Here is a 21,762-nt window from a genome sequence, read left to right as displayed (position 1 = left end):
CATCGGGCATCGATACTGGGTGACACTCGAATTCGCGACCGTATGCCCCTTGCCTCGCCGGCGGAGAGCCCATGAAACAGATCCTGCTGCTTGAAGACCTGCCCGAGATCCGCGCCTACCTGCGTGCGCTGGTGCTGCAGGTCTTCCCCGGCTCGACCGTCATCGAGTCGGCCCGCATCGCCGACGCGCTGCAGCAGGTCGGCGCCCACCGTTTCGACCTGGCGATGATCGACCTCGGCCTGCCCGACGGCTCGGGCGTCAAGGTGGTGCAGGCGCTGCGCGACCAGCAGCCCGATGCGCAGTCGGTGGTCGTGACGATCCACGACGACGACGATCACCTGTTCCCCGCGCTGCAGGCCGGCGCCTACGGCTATCTGCTGAAGGAACAGCCGCGCGAGCAGCTGATGGAACACCTGCAGCGCATCAGCCAGGGCGAGCCGCCGCTGTCGCCGTCGATCGCGCGGCGCATGATTTCCTACTTCTCGGCCCAGGCCAGCCGGCCGATGGCGCAGCAGCCGGCGGCGTCGAGCGACCAGCTGATGCCCAACGTGCAGCTGACCGAACGCGAGCGCGAGGTGCTGCTGCGCGTCGCCAAGGGCTTCACGCTGCCGGAGATCGGCACGCAGCTGGGCCTGTCGCGCCACACCATCGCCGACTACGTCAAGCAGATCTACCGCAAGCTCAACGTGAGCTCGCGCGCCGAGGCGGCCTTGGAAGCGCAGCGGCTGGGGCTGTTCCGGCGCTGATCGATCGCGGCGGCAAGGCGCCGGGCCAGCCAGGGCGGCCCGACCGCCCCGCCTATGATCCGCGCCCATGATCGGACGCCTCGTCGGCCAGCTCGCCGAAAAATCCCCCCCGCAGATCCTGGTCGACGTGCAAGGCGTCGGCTACGAGGTCGACGTGCCGATGAGCACGTTCTACAACCTGCCCGCGCTGGGCGAGCGCGTCACGCTGCTGACCCACTTCGTCGTGCGCGAGGACGCCCAGCTGCTGTTCGGCTTCCTCACCGCCGAGGAACGCGCCACCTTCCGTCTGCTGATCAAGATCGCCGGCATCGGCGCGCGCACCGCGCTGTCGATCCTGTCGGGCCTGAGCGTGGCCGAGCTGTCGCAGGCGGTGACGCGCCAGGAGGCCGGCCGGCTGGTCAAGGTGCCGGGCATCGGCAAGAAGACGGCCGAGCGGCTGCTGCTCGAACTCAAGGGCAAGCTCGGCGCCGACCTGGGCCTGCCCGGCGCGGCCATCGTCAGCGACAACCAGGGCGACATCGTCCAGGCCCTGATCGCCCTGGGCTACAACGAGAAGGAAGCCGCGCTGGCCATCAAGCCGCTGCCGGCCGACGTGGGCGTGAGCGACGGCATCAAGCTGGCGCTGAAGGCGCTGGCCCGCTGAAGCCGGGGGCCGCTGCGCTGCGGCCGGTCCCGATAATCGGCCATGGCCATCCAGACCGATTCCTTCGCCAGCGCGCCGCCGCCCGACCGGCGCATCGTCAGCGCCGTGCCGGCCTCGCCGCATGAGGACGCGCTCGAACGCGCGCTGCGCCCGAAGCTGCTCGACGAGTACATCGGCCAGGCCAAGGCCCGCGAGCAGCTGGAGATCTTCATCGGCGCGGCCCGCAAGCGTGGCGAGGCGCTCGACCACGTGCTGCTGTTCGGCCCGCCCGGCCTGGGCAAGACCACGCTGAGCCACATCGTCGCAGCCGAGCTGGGCGTCAACCTGCGCCAGACCAGCGGCCCGGTGCTGGAGAAGCCCAAGGACCTGGCCGCGATCCTGACCAACCTCGAGCGCAACGACGTGCTCTTCATCGACGAGATCCACCGGCTGTCGCCGGTCGTCGAGGAGATCCTCTACCCGGCGCTGGAGGACTACCAGATCGACATCATGATCGGCGAGGGCCCGGCCGCCCGCAGCATCAAGCTGGACCTGCAGCCCTTCACGCTGGTCGGCGCGACGACCCGAGCCGGCATGTTGACCAACCCGCTGCGCGACCGCTTCGGCATCGTCGCGCGGCTGGAGTTCTACACGGCCGAGGAGCTGACCCGCATCGTCACGCGCTCGGCCAGCCTGCTGAACGCGCCGATCGACCCCGAGGGCGCGCTCGAGATCGCGCGGCGCTCGCGCGGCACGCCCCGCATCGCCAACCGGCTGCTGCGCCGGGTGCGCGACTACGCCGAGGTCAAGGCCGACGGCCGCATCGTCAAGGCCATCGCCGACCTGGCGCTGACCATGCTGGACGTCGACCCGAAGGGCTTCGACGTGATGGACCGCAAGCTTCTGGAAGCGGTGGTGCACCGCTTCGACGGCGGTCCGGTCGGGCTGGACAACGTCGCCGCCGCGATCGGCGAGGACGCCGGCACGATCGAGGACGTCATCGAGCCCTACCTGATCCAGCAGGGCTACCTGCAGCGCACGCCACGCGGTCGCATCGCGACGGTGGCGGCCTACCGGCACCTGGGCGTCACGCCGCCGCGCGGTGCGGGTTCGGCGGCGGCCGACCTGTTCGAGGGCTGATTCGAGGGCTGATTCGAGGGCTGGTCAGGCCGGCGTCGTGCGGCCGCCGTCGCTGCCTTCGTCCAGCGCGGCCGTCGTCAGCGCGTGGCGGCTGCTCAGGCTGTCGAGCGCCGCGTGTTCGGTGCCGTCCAGGTGGCCGGTGTCGCCCCAGCCGACCAGCGTGAAGCCGTCGGGCGTGTGCAGCACGCGGTTGATGCTGGCGTTGGCGACCGTCCAGGTGCGCGGCGCGTCCAGGCTGACGCGGGTGGCGGCGCGGTAGAGGCAGTCCATCACCCCGCCGTGGCTGACGACTGCGATGCAGCCGCCGCGATGGCGCTCGGCCAGCCGGGCGATGGCGGCGATGCAGCGCTCGTTGAAGTCGACCAGCCGCTCGCCCCCGACCGGACCGAAGTCCGGATCACGGCGGCGCCAGCGCAGCGTCTCGTCCGGGTAGAGCGCCTCCAGCTCGGCAAAGCTGCGGCCCTCGAAGTTGCCGAAGCAGCGTTCGCGCAAGCCCGTGTCGGTCAGCACCTCAAGGCCACGCTGGCGCGCCAGCGGCACGGCGGTGGCGTGGGCACGTTGCAGGTCGGAGCTGTAGACAGCGTCGATCGACTCGTCGGCCAGCGCCTCGGCCAGCCGCTGCGCCTGCGCCAGGCCGGCGTCATTCAGGGGGATGTCGAGGAAGCCCTGGATGCGGTGGTCGCGGTTCCAGGCGGTCTCGCCGTGGCGGATCGCGATGACCCGCGTGATCTGCGTGTGACCCATCGGCTCAGACGCCCCAGACGATCGGCACGTCGGCCAACTGCGAGCGCTTCATCATCTCCACCAGCGGCCAGGCGCGCTGGCGCAGACCCACTTCGGCGCGGCGCGGCGGCGTGCGGCCCTCGGCCTCGGCGATTTCCTCGGCGGCGCGCTGGGCGGCCTCCTCGGTGACGATGGCCGCTTCCAGCGCGGCCATCAGCGCGGGCATGTCGGCGACCTCGAAGATGCCGGTCGGCGCGGGCTCGCGGCCCATCAGGCGCAGCAGGCGGTCACCCACCGGCGCGGTCATGATCAGGTCGCTGGCGGCCTTGGACTTGAACTTGTAGAGCATGGGCTGATTGTGTTCCCGCCCGGCTTCAGCGGGCCAGTTTCGCGGCGATCTGCTCGCTGACGAGCGCCGAGACCGCGCGCCGGTCCAGACCCTCGCTCGGCTGGCGCGGCAGCACCTCGACGTCGACGGTCAGGCCACGGGCGCAGACCACCGACCAGATGCTGGCCACCAGCGTGGTGTCGCCGACGAAGGCGACCGCCGGGCTGACGGCATGGCCGGGTTCGGCATACCGCAGCACCACCGGCTGGACCGGCGTGGTGCCCGGCAGCACGGCCTGCAGCAAGTTGGCATGGAAGGGCAGCAGCGTGTGGCCGGTGCCGGTCGTGCCTTCGGGGAAGACCGCCACGGTGTCGCCGGCCTGCAGCGCGGCGGCCATCTGGTGGACCACCCGCAGCGCGTCGCGCTTGCTGGCGCGTTCGATGAACAGCGTGCCGGCCGAGCCGATCAGCCAGCCCAGCAACGGCCATTCCTTGACGTCCGACTTCGAGACGAAGCGCGCCTGCGGGCAGACCGCGTGGATCGCCGCGATGTCCAGCCACGAGATGTGGTTGGCCACGACCAGCTGCGGTCCGGCCTCGAAGCGGCCGATCGGCCGCAGCGTCACGCCCAGCACCCTCAGCAGCTTGGCCGACCACCACTGGATGTGGGCGCAGCGGACCGCCTCGCTGGCCGCGCCGAACTCGCGCCAGGCCACCCAGGTGCCATGCAGGACGTGCGCGAACGTGCGCAGCAGGCGCCACGCGCCGATCAGTTGTCGCATCGGAAGATCAGGTCGACGAGAGGACGAGGGGGCGAGAGGACAAGGGGGCGCGCGGATCAGCCGGCGCGGCGCGGGGCCTCGTAGGCCACCGTGCCGGCGACCAGCGTGGCGCGCACGCGGCCGGGCAGCGCCATGCCGGTGTCGGCGAAGGCGAACGGCGTGTGCTTGCCCTGGCTGCGCAGCACGTCGGGCGTGACGGCCCAGGTCGACTCGGGGTCGAACACGCAGACGTCGGCCACGCCGCCCTCGATCAGCCGACCGGCCGTGTGGACCAGCGAACCGAGCGCATCGCCCAGCACCCGGACCGGCTCGCAGGTGACACGGGCGAGCGTCTGCGCCAGCGTCAGGCCCTCGTCCTGGCCCCACTTCAGCGCCAGGCTGAGCAGCAGTTCCAGCCCCGTCGCGCCGGGTTCGGCTTCGGCGAAGGGCACCTGCTTGGCGTCGCCCTCGACCGGCGTGTGGTCCGACACCAGCGCGTCGATCGTGCCGTCGGCCAGACCGGCACGCAGCGCGTCGCGGTCGCGGCCCTGGCGCAGCGGCGGGTTCAGGCGCATGGCCGGGTTGAAGTAGCCGATGTCGACATCGGTCAGGTGCAGCGAGTTGATGCTGACGTCGGCCGTCACCGGCAGCCCTTCGGCCTTGGCCGCACGCAGCAGCGCCACGCCGGCGGCGCTCGACAGGCGGCACAGGTGGACCCGTGCGCCGGTCACCCGGACCAGCTCGAACAGCGTGTGCAGCGCGATGGTCTCGGCCATCACCGGCACGCCTGCCAGGCCCATGCGCGTGGCCACGCCACCGCTGGCGGCCACGCCCTTGCCGAGCCACGGGTCCTGCGGCCGCAGCCAGACGGTGTAGCCGTGGGTCGACGCGTACATCAGCGCACGCTGCAGCACGAGGGTGTCGGTGATGGCCGTCTCGGCCTGCGAGAAGCCGACGCAGCCGGCCTCCGTCAGCTCGACCATCTCGGTCAGCGTCGTGCCGGCCAGGCCGCGCGTCAACGCGCCGAGCGGGAACAGCCGGCACAGGCTGAGCTTGCGGGCGCGGAACTTCAGCATCTCGACCAGGCCGGGCTCGTCGAGCGTCGGGTCGGTGTCGGGCGGGCAGACCAGGCTGGTGACACCACCGGCGGCGGCGGCGTTCAGCTCACTCTCGAGCATGCCCTCGTGTTCATGGCCCGGTTCGCGCAGCCGCGCGGCCAGGTCGACCACGCCGGGCGCGACGACGCAGCCCTGCGCGTCGATCACGCGGGCGGCCTGGAAGTCCGGGTTGACCGCGCCGATCTGCACGATGCGGCCGGCGGCGATGGCGACGTCGGCACGTTCGTCACGGCCGCTGGCCGGGTCGATCACGCGGCCGTTCTTGATCAGGATCTTCATGCGTCATTCCCGGCAATGATGGACATCACCGCCATGCGAACGGCGATGCCGAAGGTCACCTGCGGCAGGATGACGCTGTGCGCGCCATCGGCCACGGCCGAGTCGATCTCGACGCCGCGGTTGATCGGGCCGGGGTGCATCACGATGCAGTCCGGCGCGGCCAGCGCCAGCTTGGCGGGCGTCAGGCCGTAGCTCTTGAAGTACTCGCCGGCGCTGGGCAGCATCGCGCCGCTCATGCGCTCGTTCTGCAGCCGCAGCATGATGATCACGTCGGCATCGCGGATGCCGTCTTCCATGTCGTGGCAGACGCGCACGCCCATGTCGCGCAGGTCGCCCGGCACCAGCGTCTTCGGGCCGACCGCGCGGATGTCGGGCACGCCCAGCGTGGTCAGCGCGTGGATGTCCGAGCGCGCCACCCGCGAATGCACGATGTCGCCCACGATGGCCACGCGCAGCTGCGTGAAGTCCTTCTTGTAATGACGGATCGTGTACATGTCGAGCAGGCCCTGCGTCGGGTGCGCGTGGCGGCCGTCGCCGGCGTTGACCACGTGGACGTGCGGGGCGCAGTGCTGCGCGATCAGGTAGGGCGCGCCGCTCTCGCTGTGGCGGACCACGAACATGTCGGCGTGCATCGCGCTGAGGTTGGCGATGGTGTCGAGCAGGCTCTCGCCCTTGGCCGTGCTGCTGCGCGCGATGTCGAGGTTGATGACGTCGGCCGACAGGCGCTTGGCGGCGATCTCGAAGGTCGTGCGGGTGCGCGTGCTGTTCTCGAAGAACAGGTTGAAGACGCTCTTGCCGCGCAGCAGCGGGACCTTCTTGACCTCGCGGTCGTTGACCGCCAGGAAGGTGCTGGCGGTGTCGAGGATCTGCGTCAGCACGGCCTTGGGCAGGCCTTCGATCGACAGCAGGTGGATCAGCTCGCCGTGCGAGTTCAGCTGGGGGTTGCGGCGCGCGAGCATCAGCGCGTCTCCTCGATCTTGAACGAGAAGGAGCCGTCACCGGCGCGTGCCAGCGCCAGCTTCTGCTCCGAAGGGATGGCCACGCGGGCGGCGGCGACCGCCGCCTCGATCGGCAGTTGCCGCCCGCCCCGATCGACCAGCACGGCCAGCGTGACGCTGGACGGCCGGCCGAAGTCGAACAGCTCGTTGATGACCGCGCGGATCGTGCGGCCGGTGTAGAGCACGTCGTCGATCAGCACGATCGGCCGGCCGTCGACCGAGAACGGCAGGTGCGTCGCGTCATGGCCGCTGGCCAGACCGCGCTCGCTGAAGTCGTCGCGGTGCAGGGTGCTGGAGATGACGCCGTGCGGCGTCGCCAGGCCCAGGTCGCGCTGCAGGCGTTCGGCCAGCCAGGCGCCGCCGGACCAGACGCCGACCAGCACCGCGTCGCGGCGCTCCTCGGCGGCCAGCAGCTGGCGCACGCCGTTGCGCAGGCCGAGGTAGAGGTCCTCGGCATCGAGGCTCAGGTTCATGGGGTGGGCTCCTGGGGTTCATCGTTGGCGGCGGTCGCGGCGGCGGCTGCGGCGGCCTCGCGCTCGCAGGCATCGAAGTACTGCTGCATCAGCACGGCGGCGGCGGCGGCATCGGCATCACGCGGCCGCGACGACAGCACCTCGGTCGTGCTGTAGCGCTCGTCGACCTCGAACACCGGCAGGTTGAAGCGGCCGTGCAGCTGGCGCGCGAAGCGTTGCGCGAAGCGGGTGTTGTCATGGCCCCGGCCATCGGGGTGGCGCGGGATGCCGACCACCAGCGCGTCGGGCTGCCATTGCGCGATCAGCTTGGCGATCAGCGGGAAGCGGGCATCGCCCTCGGCCGCGACGGTCGTCAGCGGCGTGGCCTGGCCCAGCACGCGGTTGCCGCTGGCCACGCCCGTGCGCTTGCGCCCGTAGTCGAAGGCCAGGAACTGCAGCAGCGGCCGGCTGGCCTTGCCGTGGGAAGTGGCGGGGGTAGGGCCGGGTACGCTCATCGGCAACGCTCCTGTGGGGCGCGGGCCGGCATCGACGGGGCCGCCCTCACGCGTGGCCGGCGTCCGACGACAGCATCAGCCGGTCGATGCCGAGCAGGCCGAGCGCACGTTCGTAACGCGCCTCGACCGGGGTCTCGAAGATGATGCCGGGGTCGGCCGCGACGGTCAGCCAGCCATTGCGGGCCAGCTCGTCCTCCAGCTGCCCTGCGCCCCAGCCGGCGTAGCCCAGCGTGATCAGCACGCGCTTCGGGCCGGCGCCGTGCGACAGCGCTTCCAGCACGTCGCGGCTGGTCGTCATGACCAGACCGCCGGGGATGTTCAGCGTCGAGCTGTAGGCCTCGGCATCGGATTCGCCGAGCGGCTCGTGCAGCACGAAGCCACGCTCGGTCTGGACGGGTCCGCCGAAGTAGACCGGCTCGTCGGCCAGGTCCTCGCGGTCGAGGCTCAGGTCGACGCGCTCGAACAGGTTCTTCAGCTTGATGTCGATCGGCCGGTTGATCACCAGGCCCAGCGCACCCTTGTCGGAGTGCTCGCAGAGGTAGACCACCGCGCCGGCGAACTGGTCGTCCGCCATGCCGGGCATCGCGATCAGGAACTGGTTGGTCAGGTTGATTTCGCGGGCCTCGGGCATGCGCAGATTGTACCGATCACGCACACTGCGGCCCTTCCAAGACCCGCCTCCCAGCCCCGTGACGACCGCCTTCCCCCACCCCTGGAGCCGCCCCGCGCACGCCCGTCCCGCCGCCCCGATCGAGCCGGTCGGCGCCGCGCTGGTCTGGCTGCGCCGCGACCTGCGGCTGGACGACCACGCCGCGCTGCACCACGCGCTGCGCAGCGCCCGCAAGGTCTGGTGCGTGTTCGTGTTCGACACCACCATCCTCGACGCCCTGCCGCGCGCCGACCGCCGGGTCGAGTTCATCTGGCACAGCGTCGCCGAACTGGACGCCGCGCTGCGCCAGCACGGCGGCGGGCTGCTGGTCCGTCATGGCGACCCGTTCGACGAGATCCCCGCGCTGGCGCGGGCGCTGGACGTGCAGGCGGTCCACATCAACCGCGACCACGAGCCCGCCGCGATCGAGCGCGATGCCCGCGTGCGCGGCGAGCTCGCCCATGCCGGCATCGCGCTGCACAGCCACAAGGACCAGGTGATCTTCGAGGGCGACGAGGTCCTGACCCAGGCCGGCTCGCCGTTCGGTGTCTTCACGCCCTACAAGAACGCCTGGCTGCGCAAGCTCGAACCGTTCTACCTGCGCAGCTACCCGGTCGAGCGCCACCTCGGCGCACTGGCCGCGCCCCCTGCCGCGCTGGACCGGGGCCTGCCGCGCCTGAGCGATCTCGACTTCCTGGCCACCGACATGGCCACGCGGCTGCACCCGGGCGCCTCGGGCGGGGCGGCGCTGCTGCTCGATTTCCTCGAACGCATCGACCACTACGACGAGACCCGCGACTTCCCCGCCATCAAGGGCCCGAGCTACCTGAGCACCCACCTGCGCTTCGGCACGGTGTCGATCCGCCAGCTCGCCCGGCACGCGCACGAACGCATGACGGCCGGCTCGGCGGGCGCGGCGACCTGGCTGTCCGAGCTGATCTGGCGCGACTTCTATCACCAGATCCTGCTGCACCACCCGCGTGTCGTGACGCACAGCTACAAGCCCGAATACGACGCCATCCGCTGGCACCACGGGCACGAGGCGGATGCGTGGTTCGAGGCCTGGTGCGAAGGCCGCACCGGCTACCCCATCGTCGACGCCGCGATGCACCAGCTCAACCAGACCGGCTACATGCACAACCGGCTGCGCATGATCGTCGCGAGCTTCCTGACCAAGGACCTGGGGCTGGACTGGCGCCGCGGCGAAGCATGGTTCGCCCGCCAGCTCAACGACTACGACCTGGCCGCCAACAACGGCGGCTGGCAATGGGCAGCCTCGACCGGCTGCGACGCGCAACCCTATTTCCGCATCTTCAACCCGGTCAGCCAGAGCCAGCGCTTCGACCCGGACGGCCGCTTCATCCGCCGCTACCTGCCCCAGCTCGCCAAGCTGCCCGCCCCGGCCATCCACGCGCCCTGGCAGGCCCGCCCGATCGACCTCGCCGCCTCCGGCCTGCGCCTGGGCATCGACTACCCGCTCCCGCTGGTCGACCACGCGGTCGCCCGCGAGCAGACGCTGGCGCGATATGCGGTGGTCAAGAAGGGGCCGGTGCCGAAGGCGGTGGATGACTAGGGCCTAGAACAACACGATGTCGTTCTCGCCATCACTCTCCGTGACGGCACCGCTGGCCAGCAGGTCGGCGTAGGCGACGACCTGGTCGCGGCCGTGGGCCTTGGCGTGGTAGACGCCCTGGTCGGCGCGCGAGAAGGCGGCTTGCGGGGTGTCGCCCGGCCGCACGTCGCAGTAGCCGACGCTGATGGTGACGTGGCCGACGCGCGGGAACTCGTAGGCTGCGACGGCCTGGCGCAGGCGCTCGAAGGCGCTGCGGGCGCCGACCTCGTCGCTGGCGTCGAGCATGACGACGAACTCCTCGCCGCCGAAGCGGTAGAGGCGGTCCTCGCTGCGCAGCGCGCTGCGCATGATGCGGGCGACCAGCACCAGCACCTCGTCGCCGATCAGGTGGCCGTGCACGTCGTTGACGCGCTTGAAGTGGTCGACGTCGATGACGCCCAGGTACTGGTGGCGCGACTCGGCGCTGCGGCGCTCGCGGCCGTCCTCGGCGAACTGGCGGCGCGCCTCCAGCACGGTCGCCTTCATGAAGGTCTCGTCGAAGCTCTTGCGGTTGAGCAGGCCGGTCAGCGTGTCGCGTTCGCTGTAGTCCAGCAGGTGCATGAAGTTGGCGTGGATGCGCAGCATGCTGGTGGCGATACGGGCGTCGCGCGCGTCCAGCGGCTGCGCCAGCGCCAGCTCGATCACGCCGCCGCCCTCCAGCTCGGCGTTCATCGGCAGCAGCACGTGCACGCCGGCACCCGCGTCCTGGCCGGCGGCACGGCTGAGCATGCGGGATTCACGCAGGCAGGTCAGGTGCTCGGGCAGCTGGTCCTCGGGCAGTCCCTCGACTTCCGGGTTCGGGCCTTCCGGCACGGGCACCGCCAGCGGGCCGGCCGGCCCGTCGGCCAGTCGCTGGGCGACGCGGTGCCAGCGCCGGTTCAGGCCATCGGCATCGAGCCGCCAGATCGACACCTCGGTCGCGCCGAGCAGGTCGACCAGCGCGCTGATCAGCGACTCCTCGACCAGCCCGCGGTCACGCGAGCGGGTCAGCTCGACGACGTGGTCGAGCGCGCTGGGTTCGGGCGCGCTCGCTGCGCTCGCCGGCTGCGGGGATGACACCGGTCGACTCCGCGTTCAGGCGACGACGCGGCGCTGCACGCTGGCGTGCTGGCGCAGCAGGCCCAGCAGCTCTTCTTCGCTGTAGGGCTTGCCCAGGTAGTGATTCGCACCCAGCTCGGCGGCCAGGTCACGGTGCTTCCGGGCGATCCGCGAGGTGATCATGATCACCGGCAGCGAGGCCAGCTCGGCGTCGCCGCGGATGTTGCGCAGCAGGTCGAAGCCGTCCATGCGCGGCATCTCGATGTCCGACAGCACGACCACCGGCCGTTCGCCGCTGAGGGCATCGAGCGCCTCCAGGCCGTCCTTGGCCAGCGCGACGCGGTAGCCCTCGCGTTCGAGCAGGCGCTTGGTGACGCGGCGCACGGTCAGCGAGTCGTCGACCACCAGCACCAGCGGGGCAGGACGGTCGGCCGAGGGCTCGGCCTGCGCCGGCCCGCTGGCCGGTTCGGCGATCGCCAGCTGCATCAGCCGGTGGGCGTGGGCGCCGTAGACCGCCGCCAGCGCGACCGGGTTGTAGATCAGCGCGATGCCGCCGGACGGCAGCAGCGTCATGCCGGCCAGGCCGGGCATGCGCGACAGCTGCGGGCCGAGGTTCTTGACCACGACTTCATGACTGCCTTGCACGTCGTCGACATGCAGGGCGACACGCTGCTGGGCCGAACGCACGATCACCACCGGCAGCGTGCGGCCGGTCTCGGTGCCGCGACCGCTGGTGTCGAGCAGCGCACCGAGCCAGAAGAACGGCAGCTGCAGGCCGCCGTAGCCGTAGGCGCCCTGCTGGTAGGCGGCCTCCAGCGTCAGCGGCGTGGCGCGCTGGACCAGCTCGACCAGGTTGGACGGCACGGCGATCTGCAGGTTGCCGGCGCGCAGGATCACGACCTGCGTGACCACCGTCGTCAGCGGCAGGACCAGCCGCAGCCGCGTGCCGCGACCGCGCGTGGTGCGGGTCTCGATGCGCCCGCCCATCGCGTGGACGTCGGAGCGGACCACGTCCATGCCGACGCCCCGGCCGGACAGCTCGGTGACGACCGTGCTGGTCGACAGCCCCGGCACGAAGATCAGGTTGGCCAGTTCCTTCTCGGGCAGTTCGGTCTGGGCGTCGATGACGCCCATCGCGATGGCGCGTTCGCGGATGCGGTCCAGGTCCAGCCCGGCGCCGTCGTCCCGGATCTCGATGCTGACCTCGTTGCCGTCCTGCTGCAGCTCGATGACGATGCTGCCGGTCGGATCCTTGGCCGCCGCCGCGCGCACGTCGCCCGGCTCGATGCCGTGCGAGACGCAGTTGCGCAGCAGGTGCTCGAAGGCGGCGGTCATGCGGTCCAGCACGCCGCGATCGACTTCGATCGAGCCGCCGACGATGTCGAAACGGACCTGCTTGCCGGTCTCCTTGGCCGCCATGCGCACGACCCGGTAGAGGCGGTCCGACAGGCTCTCGAACTCGACCATGCGGGTGCGCAACAGGTCGCCCTGCAGCTCGCGGGTCAGGCGGGCCTGCACGGCCAGCTCGTCCTCGGTGGTCTGCAGCGTGCGTTGCATCGCGCTGCGCACGGTGGCGACGTCGTTGACCGACTCGGCCATCATCCGCGTCAGTTCCTGCAGCCGGGTGTAGCGGTCGAGCTCCAGCGGATCGAACTCCTGCGACGCGGCGCGGGCGGCCTGCATGCGCGATTCGAGCTGCGTGTCGGCCTGCAGGGTCAGGTCGCGCAGCTGCAGGCCGAGGCGGTCCAGGTTCTCGTTGAGGTCGACCAGCGAGCCCCGCATCGAGCCGACTTCCGACTCCAGCCGGGCCCGCGTGATGCTGACCTCGCCGGCCAGGTTCACCAGCCGGTCCAGCAGCGGCGCACGCACGCGCACCGGCTGGGCGCTGACGGGGGCGCGTTCGACCGGGCTGACGGGCGTCGGCTCGCCGGCCGCGACGAAGCGGTGCCAGTCGATGCCTTCGGGCGACAGCGCGGCCGCGTCGAGCGCATCGTTCGCCGCGTTGCCGGGCACCGGGCCGCCGTCCAGCGAGCCGAAGCCGGTGGTGCGGTAGCCGGTCGTGCCAAAGCCGGTGCCACCGAATCCGGTTGCCGCGCCGAAGCCGGTGGCGCCGGCCATGCCGTCGCCCAGCGCCATCGCGCCGGTGCCGTAGGTGCTGCGGAGTTCGCTCGTGCCGCTGGGCAAGGCGCCGGCCCGGGTGGTCCAGCTGCCACCGGGTTGCAGCAGGCCCAGGCTGGTGGCCGGGGCGACGCCGTGGTTGCGGCGGACCGAATCGAAGACCGCCGCGAGCACGTCGACGCGGCGTTGCAGCTCGTCCAGATCGGCCGCGCTGACGGCCACGCCGGACAGCTTCTCGACCGCCGACTCGAAGCGATGGGCCAGTTCGCCCAGCCGCATCGCGCCGGCCAGACGGGCGCTGCCCTTGAAGGTGTGCAGCGTGCGCATGCAGGCGGTCGCCGCGCTCGGGTCGGACGGCGCGCTGCGCCACTCGCCGACCTGGCTGGCCAGCTGCGGCAACAGCTCCTGCGCCTCCTCGTCGAAGATCGGGAACAGCTCGGCGTCGACATGGTCGACCTGGTCGATGTCCTCGCCGAGGGCCTCGATCAGCGCGGCGACATCGTCGTGTGGCACGGCCGGCGCCGGCGGTGCGATCGCGACCTCGGGCACGGGCAAGGGCTCAGGCACGGGGGCCTGCGGCGAGACGAGATCCGCGCCCAGGTCGATGTCGGGCTGGACCGGGACGTCCACCGGCAGATCCACCGGCAGATCCACCGGCAAATCAACGGGCAGATCCACCGGCAGGTCCAGTGACAGGCCTTGCAGCGACGGCAGTTCGTCCAGCGACATCGGCGCCAGGCCGGCCTCGGGCAGCGGCATGCCGGGCGGCGGCAGCTCGTCGACGGGATCCTGCGGCAACTCGGCCAGCATCTGCGGATCGATCACCAGCGTCGCCTCGGCGGCCGGGACCGGCGCGGGCTCGGGCTCGGGTGCTTCCAGGTCGAGGTCGAGCGAGATCGGCGCGACCGCCTCGGGTTCGACCTGCCAACCGGTCGGCAAGGTCAGGCCGCCCAGGTCGCTGTCGCCCATGCCGCGCGAGTCGAGCGTCGAGTCGCCCATGCGCGACTCGGGCGTGCGCACCGGCTGGCGCGCGGCGGCCGTTTCCATCCAGTCGTGCAGGCGCCTGGACAGCTCGGGCGGCGGGCTGTGCAGGAAGCCGGCGGCGAACTGGTGCAGCAGGCGGCGGATCTCGTCGCTGACGGCCACGAACAGCGAGGCGTCGTCGACCTCGCCGGCGCCCAGGAACTGGACCCGGTCGAGCGCGTGTTCGAGGTCGCGGGCCAGCTGCGACAGGTCGGCGAAACCGACCGTCGCCGAACTGCCGGCCAGCGAATGCGCCAGCGCGACGGCGGTGGCGCCGACCGGGCGGTCCAGCTCCAGCGACCACAGCGTCAGCTCGGTGCCGAGGCGGCGCGACAGCTCGTCGGCCTCGTTCAGGTAGATGTTGAACAGCGGGATCTGCAGCCGCAGCGGCCCGACCACCTTGATGTCGTCGTCGCGGCCCAGCAGCGCGGTCAGGTCGACCGGCTCGTCGCCCCCGGCGTGGCGCGGCGTGGCCAGCGGCAGCGGCGCGGAAGGCCGGAAATCGGCCAGCCGGATGACCTCGGCACCGGCCGGGGCAGGCGCCGGAGCGGGAGCCGGTTCGGGCACCGCGTCCAGGGCTTCGAGTTCGGCCAGCTCGACCGGGTCGGCGACCTCGTCGGGCACTGCAACGTCGGTGAACGCTTCTGCCGGCGCCTCAGCCGCTGGCAGGTCGGGCGCCGGTTCGACCGGCAGGTCGACCAGGCCGGCGTCCCAGCCGGTCGTCAGCTCGAACACCTCGGTCAGCACCGGCACGTCGGGCAGGTCGGGCACGGCCGCCGGCGTCTCGGCCAGCGGCACCAGCAGCGAGGCCGGATCCTCATCGTCGATCGCGGCGGGCGAGTCTTCCCAGCGGGTCTCGGCCAGGCCGGGCACGGTCTCGGCGGGCTCGATCGGTGCGTCGATGAGCTCGGGCGTTGCGGCGGCCTCGATCGTCTCGACCACAGGCACCGGCTCGGGCGTGTCGTCCATCGAGAAGTTGGCGATCGCCTCGGCCGCGACCTCGTCCAGCGGCGCGAGGTCGGACATCTCGACGACCGGGCCGGCATCGGGCTCAAGCGCCAGGCTGGCGCTTTCGGGCATGTCCGGCATCTCGGGCGTCGCGTCCAGCACGACATCCAGCGGCAGATCGACCGCACCGTCCAGCGGCAGGTCGATCACGTCCGGCACCGCCAGCGCCTGCAACGGGTCGGCCGGCACGGACTCGTCGGCCTCGACCAGCCCGGTCGGCTCCCAGCCGGACAGGTCGATCGGCGCGGCCACGTCCGGCCCCGGCGTCAGCGCGGTCACCAGCGGTTCGGTCGGCGCGAAGTCGGGCATCGCGCCCGTGAACGGCCGTTCGACCGGCACAGGTTCTGCGACTGCAGCAGTGGCAACGGCAGGCTCGGCGAGGCCGAAGTCGGCGCCGTCGAAGTCGAGCACCAGGTCGATCTCGGGCAACGACATCGGCTCGGCCGGCAGGTCCTCGATCGTCGGACGCGGCACCGGCTGGGTCGCCTGCAGGGTCTCGACGACGGGGGCGGGCGCCTCGTCGATCGGCACCTCCAGATCGACCAGCTCGGAGACCTGATCGAGCGCACCGATCGCCGGCTCGTTCGGCTCGGCCCATCCCGGCAGATGGACGCGCATCAGCTCGCCGGCCAGGCGCAGCGTGTCGGCCGCGGCGATCACCGGTTCGGGCGCGAACGCGCTGGCGTCGTGGCGGGTGATGGCCTCGACCCAGGCGGCGAAATAGGTCAGCGCATCGCTGGTGTAGGTGCGCAGGTCGGCGCTGGCGGGCGTCTGCTCGGCCAGCACGTGGTTGAACAGCTGCTCGCTGGCCCAGGCCGCATCGCCGAAGGCGCTGAAGCCGACCATGCGCGAGCTGCCCTTGAGCGTGTGGAAGGCGCGCCGCACCGTCGTCAGCGCCGACAGGTCCGACGGCGAGTGGTTCAGCGTCTCGAGCGCGGCCAGCGCGTCGGCCAGCACCTCGGTCGATTCCTCCAGGAACACGCCGCGCATCTCGTCGTCGTCTTCCAGGCCGGTCGGGACGAACTCGGCGCGCGCCTCGTCCGGTCCCAGAGACATCGGCCGCGAGATCAGCGGCAGGCCGATCGGGTCCAGCCCCATCGGCGCGGTCGCGGTGGCGACGAAGTCGTCCATCGCCTGGGCGACGTGTTCGCGCGCGGCCTCCTCGGTGTCGTGGCCGGCACCGGCCTCGTGGGCCTGCTCCAGCACCTCGCGGGCGGACTGCAGCGTCGCGGCCAGCTCGGGCTGGTCGCTGACCTGGATGTCGCGCGACAGCTCGTCGATCTCGGCCGACACCAGCGCCAGCGGCATCTCGTGGCGGCGCACCGCCTCGGCGATCGCCTGGGCGCGGTCGATCACGTCCGGCGCCATCGTGCTGCGGCCCATGACCGGGGCCAGCACGCCGTTGAGCATGTCGAAGCGGAACAGCTGCTTGGTCATCTGCGGCTGCACGCTCAGCATGTCGATCAGGAAACCGAGCGCGCCGAGGTTGCCGGCCAGCCGGTGGAAGGCGGCCTGCGTGACCGGCGCTCGCGGGTCGACCGCCTCGCCGTGCAGCAGCTGCTCGACGTCACCGCGCATCCGCGCGACGGCCTGCATCGCCGGTGCGATCGTCATGACCGAGAACACGCCGCGCATGCCGTTGAGCTGTTCGGGCACCGCTGCCAGCAGGCCGGTCTCGGCGGGGCTGCGGAAGAACTGGTCGACCTGGCGTTCGATCTCCGACAGCGTGTTGCGCAGTTCCTGGACCACGCTGCCGAGCGTCTGCCGGTCGGAGACGCGGCGATACAGCTCCTCCATCCACGGGTCGAGCGGCTGGGCCGGCTGGCCCTGCGCGACCGCGACGATGCGCTGCGCCAGCGCGCGGGCCCGGTCGCCCTGGTCGGGCAGGTCAAGCTCGCCGTCGTCCAGTGCGGCTTCGAGGTAGAGCAGGCTGGTGGCGACTTCCATCGCCAGCTGCGGCGCCGGCGGGCGGCCGGTGTAGGTGGCCTGTTCGGCGGCCATCGTCAGCGCGTCGGCCAGCTGGTCGCCGCCCGGGTAGAGGCGGCGCATCGAGTCGCCGACCAGGCTGAAGGCCTCGTTGAGGTTGGCCAGCCGCTGCGGCTCGGCACCGGCCACGCCGTTCCAGACTTCCTTGGCCGAGACGATGCGCTTGCGCGCCTGCACGATCAGCGCCGGGTCATGGCGGCCGTAGCGCGGCTCGGCGTAGTCACCGGCGGCCTCGTGGCGCAGCTGGTAGCCGATCCAGACCGCCTGCAGGTAAGGCGAACGGGCCGGGTCGACCGGCAGGGCGCGGGCGCAGAAGAACAGCAGGTCCTGCGCCAGACGCTCGGAGGCATCGACCTCGCTGGACTTGACCTTCGCCCGCAGCGCGGCCATCGCCCGCGAGCCGGTGCGCTTGACGAACAGGTCGGGCGAGATCAGCCCGTGGCCCCAGGCCTCGAAGAAACCGGCGGCGATCGACCACAACGTGGCTTCGGCCAGGTGATGCGCCGAACGGGCGCCGATCGCGGCCGAATCGAAGGCGCGCGACAGACCGGCGGCCGATTCGACCGAATTGGCCTTGACCAGCCCCAACATGCGCCGCTCGACGTCGGCCAGCATCGTCGCGTCGACCGGATGACCGATCGAGCCCACCGGCGTGATCGGGCGCCAGCGCCAGTCGTGCGGCCACAGGTCGGCCGGGTGGATGCGCTCGGCGCCGTTGAGTTCGAGCAGCGTCTTGAGCTGCGGGAACAGGCCGACGGCCGGCGCGGGCTTGCCGGCCAGGCGCCGGCCCAGGTAGTCCAGCAACGCGAACGACGCCCGCTCGATCGCCTCGACGCCCTTGGCGTCGGCACGCTGCGGGCGCTGCACGAAACGCTGCACCGCCGCCTCGCTGGCGCGCAGCAGCTGGGCGCCTTCGGCCTCGTTGACCAGCTGCAGCGCACCCACGGCGCCATGCAACTGTTGCCTCGCGTTTCGAAGGACCGTCGGTTCGACGTCCTCGAGATCGGCGCTGGCGCTGGCCTCGGCCTCGCGCAGGTAGCGCCGCAAACCCTTGTGGGCCTGCTCCAGGCTCTTGCGCAGTTCCTCCAGCACCCAGGCCAGGGCGCTGAGGTCGTCGGCCGGCGCGGAAGCGGGTGCGGCAGGGCGTTGCGGATCCATCGACATCAGATTAACCGAACCGATCTACGGGGTCAGCCGGCGTCAGCTGATCTTGAAACGAGCCACCGACTGGCGCAGCTCTTCGGCCGTGCGCGACAGCTGGCGGACCAGCTGCGCGGTCGAGCGCGTGCCCTCGCCGGTCTGCTCGGTGACGGCGAAGATGTGCTGGATGTTCTGTGCCACGACCGTGGCCGAATCCGACTCGCGCCGGGCCTGCGAGGCGATCTCCTCGATCAGCTCGGCGAGCTGGCGCGAGATGCGGTCGATCTCGGCCAGCGCAGTGCCGGCGTTGTCCGACAGCCGCGCGCCCTCGACCACGCCTTGCGTCGAGCGCTCCATCGCGCCGACCGCGTCGGCGGTGTCGGTCTGGATGGTCTTGACCAGCACGGCGATCTGGCGGGTCGCGTCGGCCGACCGTTCGGCCAGCCGCTGCACTTCCTCGGCCACGACCGAGAAGCCGCGGCCCGCTTCACCGGCGGACGCGGCCTGGATGGCGGCGTTCAGCGCCAGCACGTTGGTCTGCTCGGTGATGTCGGAGATCAGCTCGGTGATCTCGCCGATCTCCTGCGACGACTCGCCCAGCCGCTTGATGCGCTTGGACGTCTCCTGGATCTGGTCGCGCAGCGTGTTCATGCCGGTGATGGTGTCGAGCACCGCCGTCAGGCCGGAGGTCGCCGCCGCGAGCGACTCGCGCGCCACGTCGGCCGACTGCTGCGCCTGGCCGGACACGCGCTGGATGCGGCCGGCCATCTGCAGCACCGCCTCGCCGGTCTCGCGGATCTCGCGCAGCTGCTCGTCGGAGGCGGCCAGCAGCTCGGTCGACGTGGCCTCGACCTGCTGGGTCGTGTCGGTCACGCGGGCCGCCGTGCCCTGCACCTGCGAGACGAGGTTGCGCAGCTCCTCGACGGTGTAGTTGACCGAGTCGGCAATGGCGCCGGTGATGTCCTCGGTCACGGTCGCCTGCTGGGTCAGGTCGCCTTCGGCCACCGACTGCAGCTCGTTCATCAGCCGAAGAATGGCCGCCTGGTTGGCGTCGTTGACGCGCTTGGCCTCGCGTTCCTGGCGTTCGGCCTCGGCACGCTGGGCGTCCGACAGCGACGCGCGCTGGCGCTGGTCATGCGTGAAGACGGCCAGCAGCCCCAGGCCGCCCAGACCGCCGAGCAGCAGCGACAGGCCGATCAGCACGACGTTGAACCAGCCCATGCCGCCGGCGGCGGACAGCGAGCCCTGGACCTCCTCCAGCCCGGCGCGCAGCGCCTCGCTGTCGGTCAGGATCGCCAGCTGCGCGTCGCGCGCGGCCACCAGGCCCTGCAGGTTGCCGACGATCACGCCGGCCTGCGCACGCAGCTGCTCGTGCGCCTTCAGCAGCGCCTCCAGCCGCTCGCGCGAGGCGCCATCGCGGGAGGCGGTCAGGCGCAGCTCGGGGCTGCCGTCCAGCAGGCCGCGGGCCAGGTCGTTGAAGGTGTTCAGGTCCTTGCCGAGCAGGAAGACGGCCTCGGGCGACACGCCCTGCGGGCTCAGCGCCTCGCTGGCCGACCGGCCGATGCGCTGGGTCAGCATGACCAGCTGGCCGGCCGCCGCGATGTCGTTGGCCGGACCGCCGGCCTGGACCCGCGCGCTCGCGACCGCCTCGGCCGGATCGAGCAGGTCGGCCGACTGCTTGCCGATCGCCCGCAGCGCCTTGCCGACCTGGGTCAGCACCTGTTCCTGGGCCAGCACGACCTGGGCGTTCTTCTCGGCCTTGTCGACCAGCGGCAGCAGCGGCGACAGCAGCGGCTGGGCGGTCAGCGGTGCGGCCTCCAGTCCGGGCATCGAACTGCCATCGCTCAGGCCGCGGACGTTGCGCGCCAGCACCTCGGAAGAGGTCCGCACCTCGGCGAAGGCCGCCGGGTTGCCGACCATCGCCTGCAGCACCGACTTGGCCAGCCGCTGCGACTGCATCAGCGCCTGACCGGTCGCGCCGACCTGCGCCGCGCTGCCCCCCGCCGAACGCACCGCCAGCACGGAGGCCAGCACCAGCCCCAGCACGCCGAGCGCCAGCAGCACGCCCAGCAGGCGCTGCTGCTGGTCCGATCCGAGGTGACCGATCAGCGGCAGGCGTACGCCGGTGTCCCGCTGACCGGCGGGCGCCAGATCGGCGCCGGGCATGCGGGTGTTGAGGTAGGTCGATGCGGCCGGCGACGGCGCCGATTCGCTGATCACCGCGCCGCCGTGCGGATCGGCCATGACGTGCGGCAGGCCGATGTCCTGGACCGTGTCACGCGCGTCGTTGGGGTCGTCGACGATCGACAGCGCGTCGACGTAGGAGACCTCGTCGGCCAGTTCGCTGTCGTGGCCGCGCTTGTCGGCCCCCACACCCTTGAGCTTGTCGAGAAAGGTCATGCCCAGCCTCAGTCGGTCCGCGCAGGCGGCCCGGCCGGATCGGCGGGCGCTGCGCGCTTCATGTTGTTCGTCGCCGTCGCGGGGTGGCCGGTCACAGGGCCCCCACGATGCGCAGGAAACGTTCGTCGCGGGCCAGCGCGGCCAGGCGCAGCTCGACCCAGATGCGGCCGGCGGCATCGCGGTAGCGCGCACCGACGAAGCCCGGCCGCGCCACGCCGTCGTCGGGCATCACCATCAGCTGCGACGCGTTGCGCAGTCCGGCGAGCTGGTCGACGCGCAAGGCGGCGTTGACGTCCAGCGTCGGGTTGAAGGCGACCACGCGGTCGGATTCGGACGGCTCGGCCAGGTCGGCCGCAGCCGCGCCATCGCCCGCGTGGCGCAGACCCAGGTAGCGCCCCAGGTCGACCACGCCGGCGAGCACGCCGCGCAGGTTGGCGACACCCAGGAACCACGGCGCGGCATGTGGCACGCGCACCAGCGCGCCGCACTGGAAGATCTCGCCGGCCTCGGACAGCGGGAACAGGAAGCCGCAGCCGCCGGCCTCGACCGCCAGCCACGACTGCAGCCGTTCCTGGGTCTTGACCTCGTGGAGCCGCTCGGCGAGACGGCCCTGCAGTTCGCGCAGCGCTTCCTTGTTGGCCATGTCGTGAGATGGGGATCGGGTGGGCGGGGATCAGCCGAAGGCGCGGATCTTCTGCACCAGCTCGTCGGGGTCGACCGGCTTGACGACGTAGTCGCGGGCGCCCTGGCGCATGCCCCAGACCTTGTCGGTTTCCTGGTTCTTGCTGGTGCACATGATCACCGGCACATCGGCGAACTGCGGGTTGCGCGTGATGGTGCGGGTCAGCTGGAAGCCGTTGACGCCGGGCATCACCACGTCCATCAGGATCAGGTCGGGCTTTTCCTCGACGATGCGGCGCAGCGCCTCGTCGCCGCTCTCGGCGGTGCGCACGCGGAAGCCCTGACGGGTCAGGACGTCGGACAGGAAATGCAGCTCCGTCTTCGAGTCGTCCACCAGGAGGATGTTGTGGATCGCCATGGCGCAGGGTCCCTTGCGTGGTTTCGAGGTCGACGGTCGTCTGTTCGCGTGCCTGCCGGAGGTCGGGA

Annotated in this window: 17 protein-coding genes; 4 read left to right on the top strand and 13 right to left on the bottom strand. The window is 71.6% G+C overall.

The features are described 5' to 3' along the window. Positions 1 to 71 precede the first annotated feature (71 nt). The 3 genes from ACWA7K_RS19125 (at position 72) to ruvB (ending at position 2,508) form a co-directional block, all read left to right on the top strand. Complete coding sequence (locus ACWA7K_RS19125) at positions 72 to 746, top strand: response regulator (RefSeq protein WP_456163300.1); 675 nt, start codon at positions 72 to 74, stop codon at positions 744 to 746. Between the two features lie 67 nt (positions 747 to 813). After that, complete coding sequence (gene ruvA / locus ACWA7K_RS19120; protein ID WP_456163298.1) at positions 814 to 1,389, top strand: Holliday junction branch migration protein RuvA; 576 nt, start codon at positions 814 to 816, stop codon at positions 1,387 to 1,389. 42 nt (positions 1,390 to 1,431) lie between these two features. Next, entirely contained in the window at positions 1,432 to 2,508 is a 1,077-nt protein-coding gene (ruvB, locus tag ACWA7K_RS19115; RefSeq protein WP_456163296.1) for a Holliday junction branch migration DNA helicase RuvB, read from the top strand. A gap of 24 nt (positions 2,509 to 2,532) precedes the next feature. Here the strand turns inward: ruvB and ACWA7K_RS19110 are convergent, their stop codons facing one another. From ACWA7K_RS19110 to ACWA7K_RS19075, 8 genes are read right to left on the bottom strand one after another with little or no spacing between them, the layout of a single operon-like run. Next, the gene (locus ACWA7K_RS19110) at positions 2,533 to 3,252 is read right to left on the bottom strand and encodes a histidine phosphatase family protein (RefSeq protein WP_456163294.1); all 720 of its coding nucleotides are present in this window, start codon (positions 3,250 to 3,252) and stop codon (positions 2,533 to 2,535) included. 4 nt (positions 3,253 to 3,256) lie between these two features. Continuing rightward, a complete protein-coding gene (locus ACWA7K_RS19105; protein ID WP_456163292.1) occupies positions 3,257 to 3,580 on the bottom strand; it encodes a DUF1840 domain-containing protein in 324 nt (107 codons plus the stop codon). A gap of 25 nt (positions 3,581 to 3,605) precedes the next feature. Further along, positions 3,606 to 4,340, bottom strand: a complete 735-nt coding sequence (locus ACWA7K_RS19100; RefSeq protein WP_456163290.1) for a lysophospholipid acyltransferase family protein — start codon at positions 4,338 to 4,340, stop codon at positions 3,606 to 3,608. 56 nt (positions 4,341 to 4,396) lie between these two features. After that, positions 4,397 to 5,716, bottom strand: a complete 1,320-nt coding sequence (locus ACWA7K_RS19095; protein WP_456163288.1) for a dihydroorotase — start codon at positions 5,714 to 5,716, stop codon at positions 4,397 to 4,399. Continuing rightward, the gene (locus tag ACWA7K_RS19090; protein WP_456163286.1) at positions 5,713 to 6,675 is read right to left on the bottom strand and encodes an aspartate carbamoyltransferase catalytic subunit; all 963 of its coding nucleotides are present in this window, start codon (positions 6,673 to 6,675) and stop codon (positions 5,713 to 5,715) included. The genes ACWA7K_RS19095 and ACWA7K_RS19090 overlap by 4 nt, the downstream gene beginning before the upstream one ends. Continuing rightward, positions 6,675 to 7,187 carry a bifunctional pyr operon transcriptional regulator/uracil phosphoribosyltransferase PyrR gene (gene pyrR, locus ACWA7K_RS19085; RefSeq protein WP_456163284.1) on the bottom strand — a complete coding sequence of 171 codons (513 nt, stop codon included), beginning with the start codon at positions 7,185 to 7,187 and terminating at the stop codon, positions 6,675 to 6,677. Before pyrR ends, ACWA7K_RS19090 begins: the two co-directional genes overlap by 1 nt. Next, on the bottom strand, positions 7,184 to 7,681 hold the full coding sequence (ruvX, locus tag ACWA7K_RS19080) for a Holliday junction resolvase RuvX (protein ID WP_456163282.1): 498 nt from the start codon (positions 7,679 to 7,681) through the stop codon (positions 7,184 to 7,186). The genes pyrR and ruvX overlap by 4 nt, the downstream gene beginning before the upstream one ends. Positions 7,682 to 7,727: 46 nt before the next feature. Further along, positions 7,728 to 8,312 (bottom strand): YqgE/AlgH family protein, encoded by a 585-nt coding sequence (locus tag ACWA7K_RS19075; protein WP_456163280.1) that lies wholly within the window; start codon positions 8,310 to 8,312, stop codon positions 7,728 to 7,730. On the opposite strand from ACWA7K_RS19075, the gene ACWA7K_RS19070 reads away from it, so the two are divergent. After that, on the top strand, positions 8,311 to 9,903 hold the full coding sequence (locus ACWA7K_RS19070) for a cryptochrome/photolyase family protein (protein ID WP_456163278.1): 1,593 nt from the start codon (positions 8,311 to 8,313) through the stop codon (positions 9,901 to 9,903). The two genes, ACWA7K_RS19075 and ACWA7K_RS19070, sit on opposite strands and share 2 nt — an antisense overlap. A gap of 3 nt (positions 9,904 to 9,906) precedes the next feature. Here ACWA7K_RS19070 and ACWA7K_RS19065 read toward each other — a convergent pair whose 3' ends face one another. From ACWA7K_RS19065 to ACWA7K_RS19045, 5 genes are all read right to left on the bottom strand, one after another. Then, positions 9,907 to 11,001 (bottom strand): GGDEF domain-containing protein, encoded by a 1,095-nt coding sequence (locus ACWA7K_RS19065; protein ID WP_456163276.1) that lies wholly within the window; start codon positions 10,999 to 11,001, stop codon positions 9,907 to 9,909. A gap of 15 nt (positions 11,002 to 11,016) precedes the next feature. Beyond that, positions 11,017 to 18,273 (bottom strand): Hpt domain-containing protein, encoded by a 7,257-nt coding sequence (locus ACWA7K_RS19060; RefSeq protein WP_456210224.1) that lies wholly within the window; start codon positions 18,271 to 18,273, stop codon positions 11,017 to 11,019. A 42-nt stretch (positions 18,274 to 18,315) separates the two neighbouring features. Beyond that, positions 18,316 to 20,655, bottom strand: coding sequence for a methyl-accepting chemotaxis protein (locus ACWA7K_RS19055; RefSeq protein ID WP_456163272.1), 2,340 nt, complete (start codon positions 20,653 to 20,655; stop codon positions 18,316 to 18,318). A gap of 91 nt (positions 20,656 to 20,746) precedes the next feature. Further along, positions 20,747 to 21,298 (bottom strand): chemotaxis protein CheW, encoded by a 552-nt coding sequence (locus ACWA7K_RS19050; protein WP_456163270.1) that lies wholly within the window; start codon positions 21,296 to 21,298, stop codon positions 20,747 to 20,749. Between the two features lie 30 nt (positions 21,299 to 21,328). Next, positions 21,329 to 21,694 carry a response regulator gene (locus tag ACWA7K_RS19045; protein ID WP_130481997.1) on the bottom strand — a complete coding sequence of 122 codons (366 nt, stop codon included), beginning with the start codon at positions 21,692 to 21,694 and terminating at the stop codon, positions 21,329 to 21,331. Between the last annotated feature and the right edge of the window lie 68 nt (positions 21,695 to 21,762).

This window comes from Leptothrix mechoopdaensis (SeqCode) (assembly GCF_053893855.1).
This window is presented reverse-complemented; position numbering and strand designations above follow the sequence as displayed.

Excerpts from the sequence above, each read along its gene's own strand:
- ACWA7K_RS19125 (WP_456163300.1), top strand. The coding sequence starts at position 72 with ATGAAACAGATCCTGCTGCTTGAAGACCTGCCCGAGATCCGCGCCTAC.
- ruvA (WP_456163298.1), top strand. The coding sequence starts at position 814 with ATGATCGGACGCCTCGTCGGCCAGCTCGCCGAAAAATCCCCCCCGCAG.
- ruvB (WP_456163296.1), top strand. The coding sequence starts at position 1,432 with ATGGCCATCCAGACCGATTCCTTCGCCAGCGCGCCGCCGCCCGACCGG.
- ACWA7K_RS19110 (WP_456163294.1), bottom strand. The coding sequence starts at position 3,252 with ATGGGTCACACGCAGATCACGCGGGTCATCGCGATCCGCCACGGCGAG.
- ACWA7K_RS19105 (WP_456163292.1), bottom strand. The coding sequence starts at position 3,580 with ATGCTCTACAAGTTCAAGTCCAAGGCCGCCAGCGACCTGATCATGACC.
- ACWA7K_RS19100 (WP_456163290.1), bottom strand. The coding sequence starts at position 4,340 with ATGCGACAACTGATCGGCGCGTGGCGCCTGCTGCGCACGTTCGCGCAC.
- ACWA7K_RS19095 (WP_456163288.1), bottom strand. The coding sequence starts at position 5,716 with ATGAAGATCCTGATCAAGAACGGCCGCGTGATCGACCCGGCCAGCGGC.
- ACWA7K_RS19090 (WP_456163286.1), bottom strand. The coding sequence starts at position 6,675 with ATGCTCGCGCGCCGCAACCCCCAGCTGAACTCGCACGGCGAGCTGATC.
- pyrR (WP_456163284.1), bottom strand. The coding sequence starts at position 7,187 with ATGAACCTGAGCCTCGATGCCGAGGACCTCTACCTCGGCCTGCGCAAC.
- ruvX (WP_456163282.1), bottom strand. The coding sequence starts at position 7,681 with ATGAGCGTACCCGGCCCTACCCCCGCCACTTCCCACGGCAAGGCCAGC.
- ACWA7K_RS19070 (WP_456163278.1), top strand. The coding sequence starts at position 8,311 with ATGCGCAGATTGTACCGATCACGCACACTGCGGCCCTTCCAAGACCCG.
- ACWA7K_RS19075 (WP_456163280.1), bottom strand. The coding sequence starts at position 8,312 with ATGCCCGAGGCCCGCGAAATCAACCTGACCAACCAGTTCCTGATCGCG.
- ACWA7K_RS19060 (WP_456210224.1), bottom strand. The coding sequence starts at position 18,273 with ATGGATCCGCAACGCCCTGCCGCACCCGCTTCCGCGCCGGCCGACGAC.
- ACWA7K_RS19055 (WP_456163272.1), bottom strand. The coding sequence starts at position 20,655 with ATGACCTTTCTCGACAAGCTCAAGGGTGTGGGGGCCGACAAGCGCGGC.
- ACWA7K_RS19050 (WP_456163270.1), bottom strand. The coding sequence starts at position 21,298 with ATGGCCAACAAGGAAGCGCTGCGCGAACTGCAGGGCCGTCTCGCCGAG.
- ACWA7K_RS19045 (WP_130481997.1), bottom strand. The coding sequence starts at position 21,694 with ATGGCGATCCACAACATCCTCCTGGTGGACGACTCGAAGACGGAGCTG.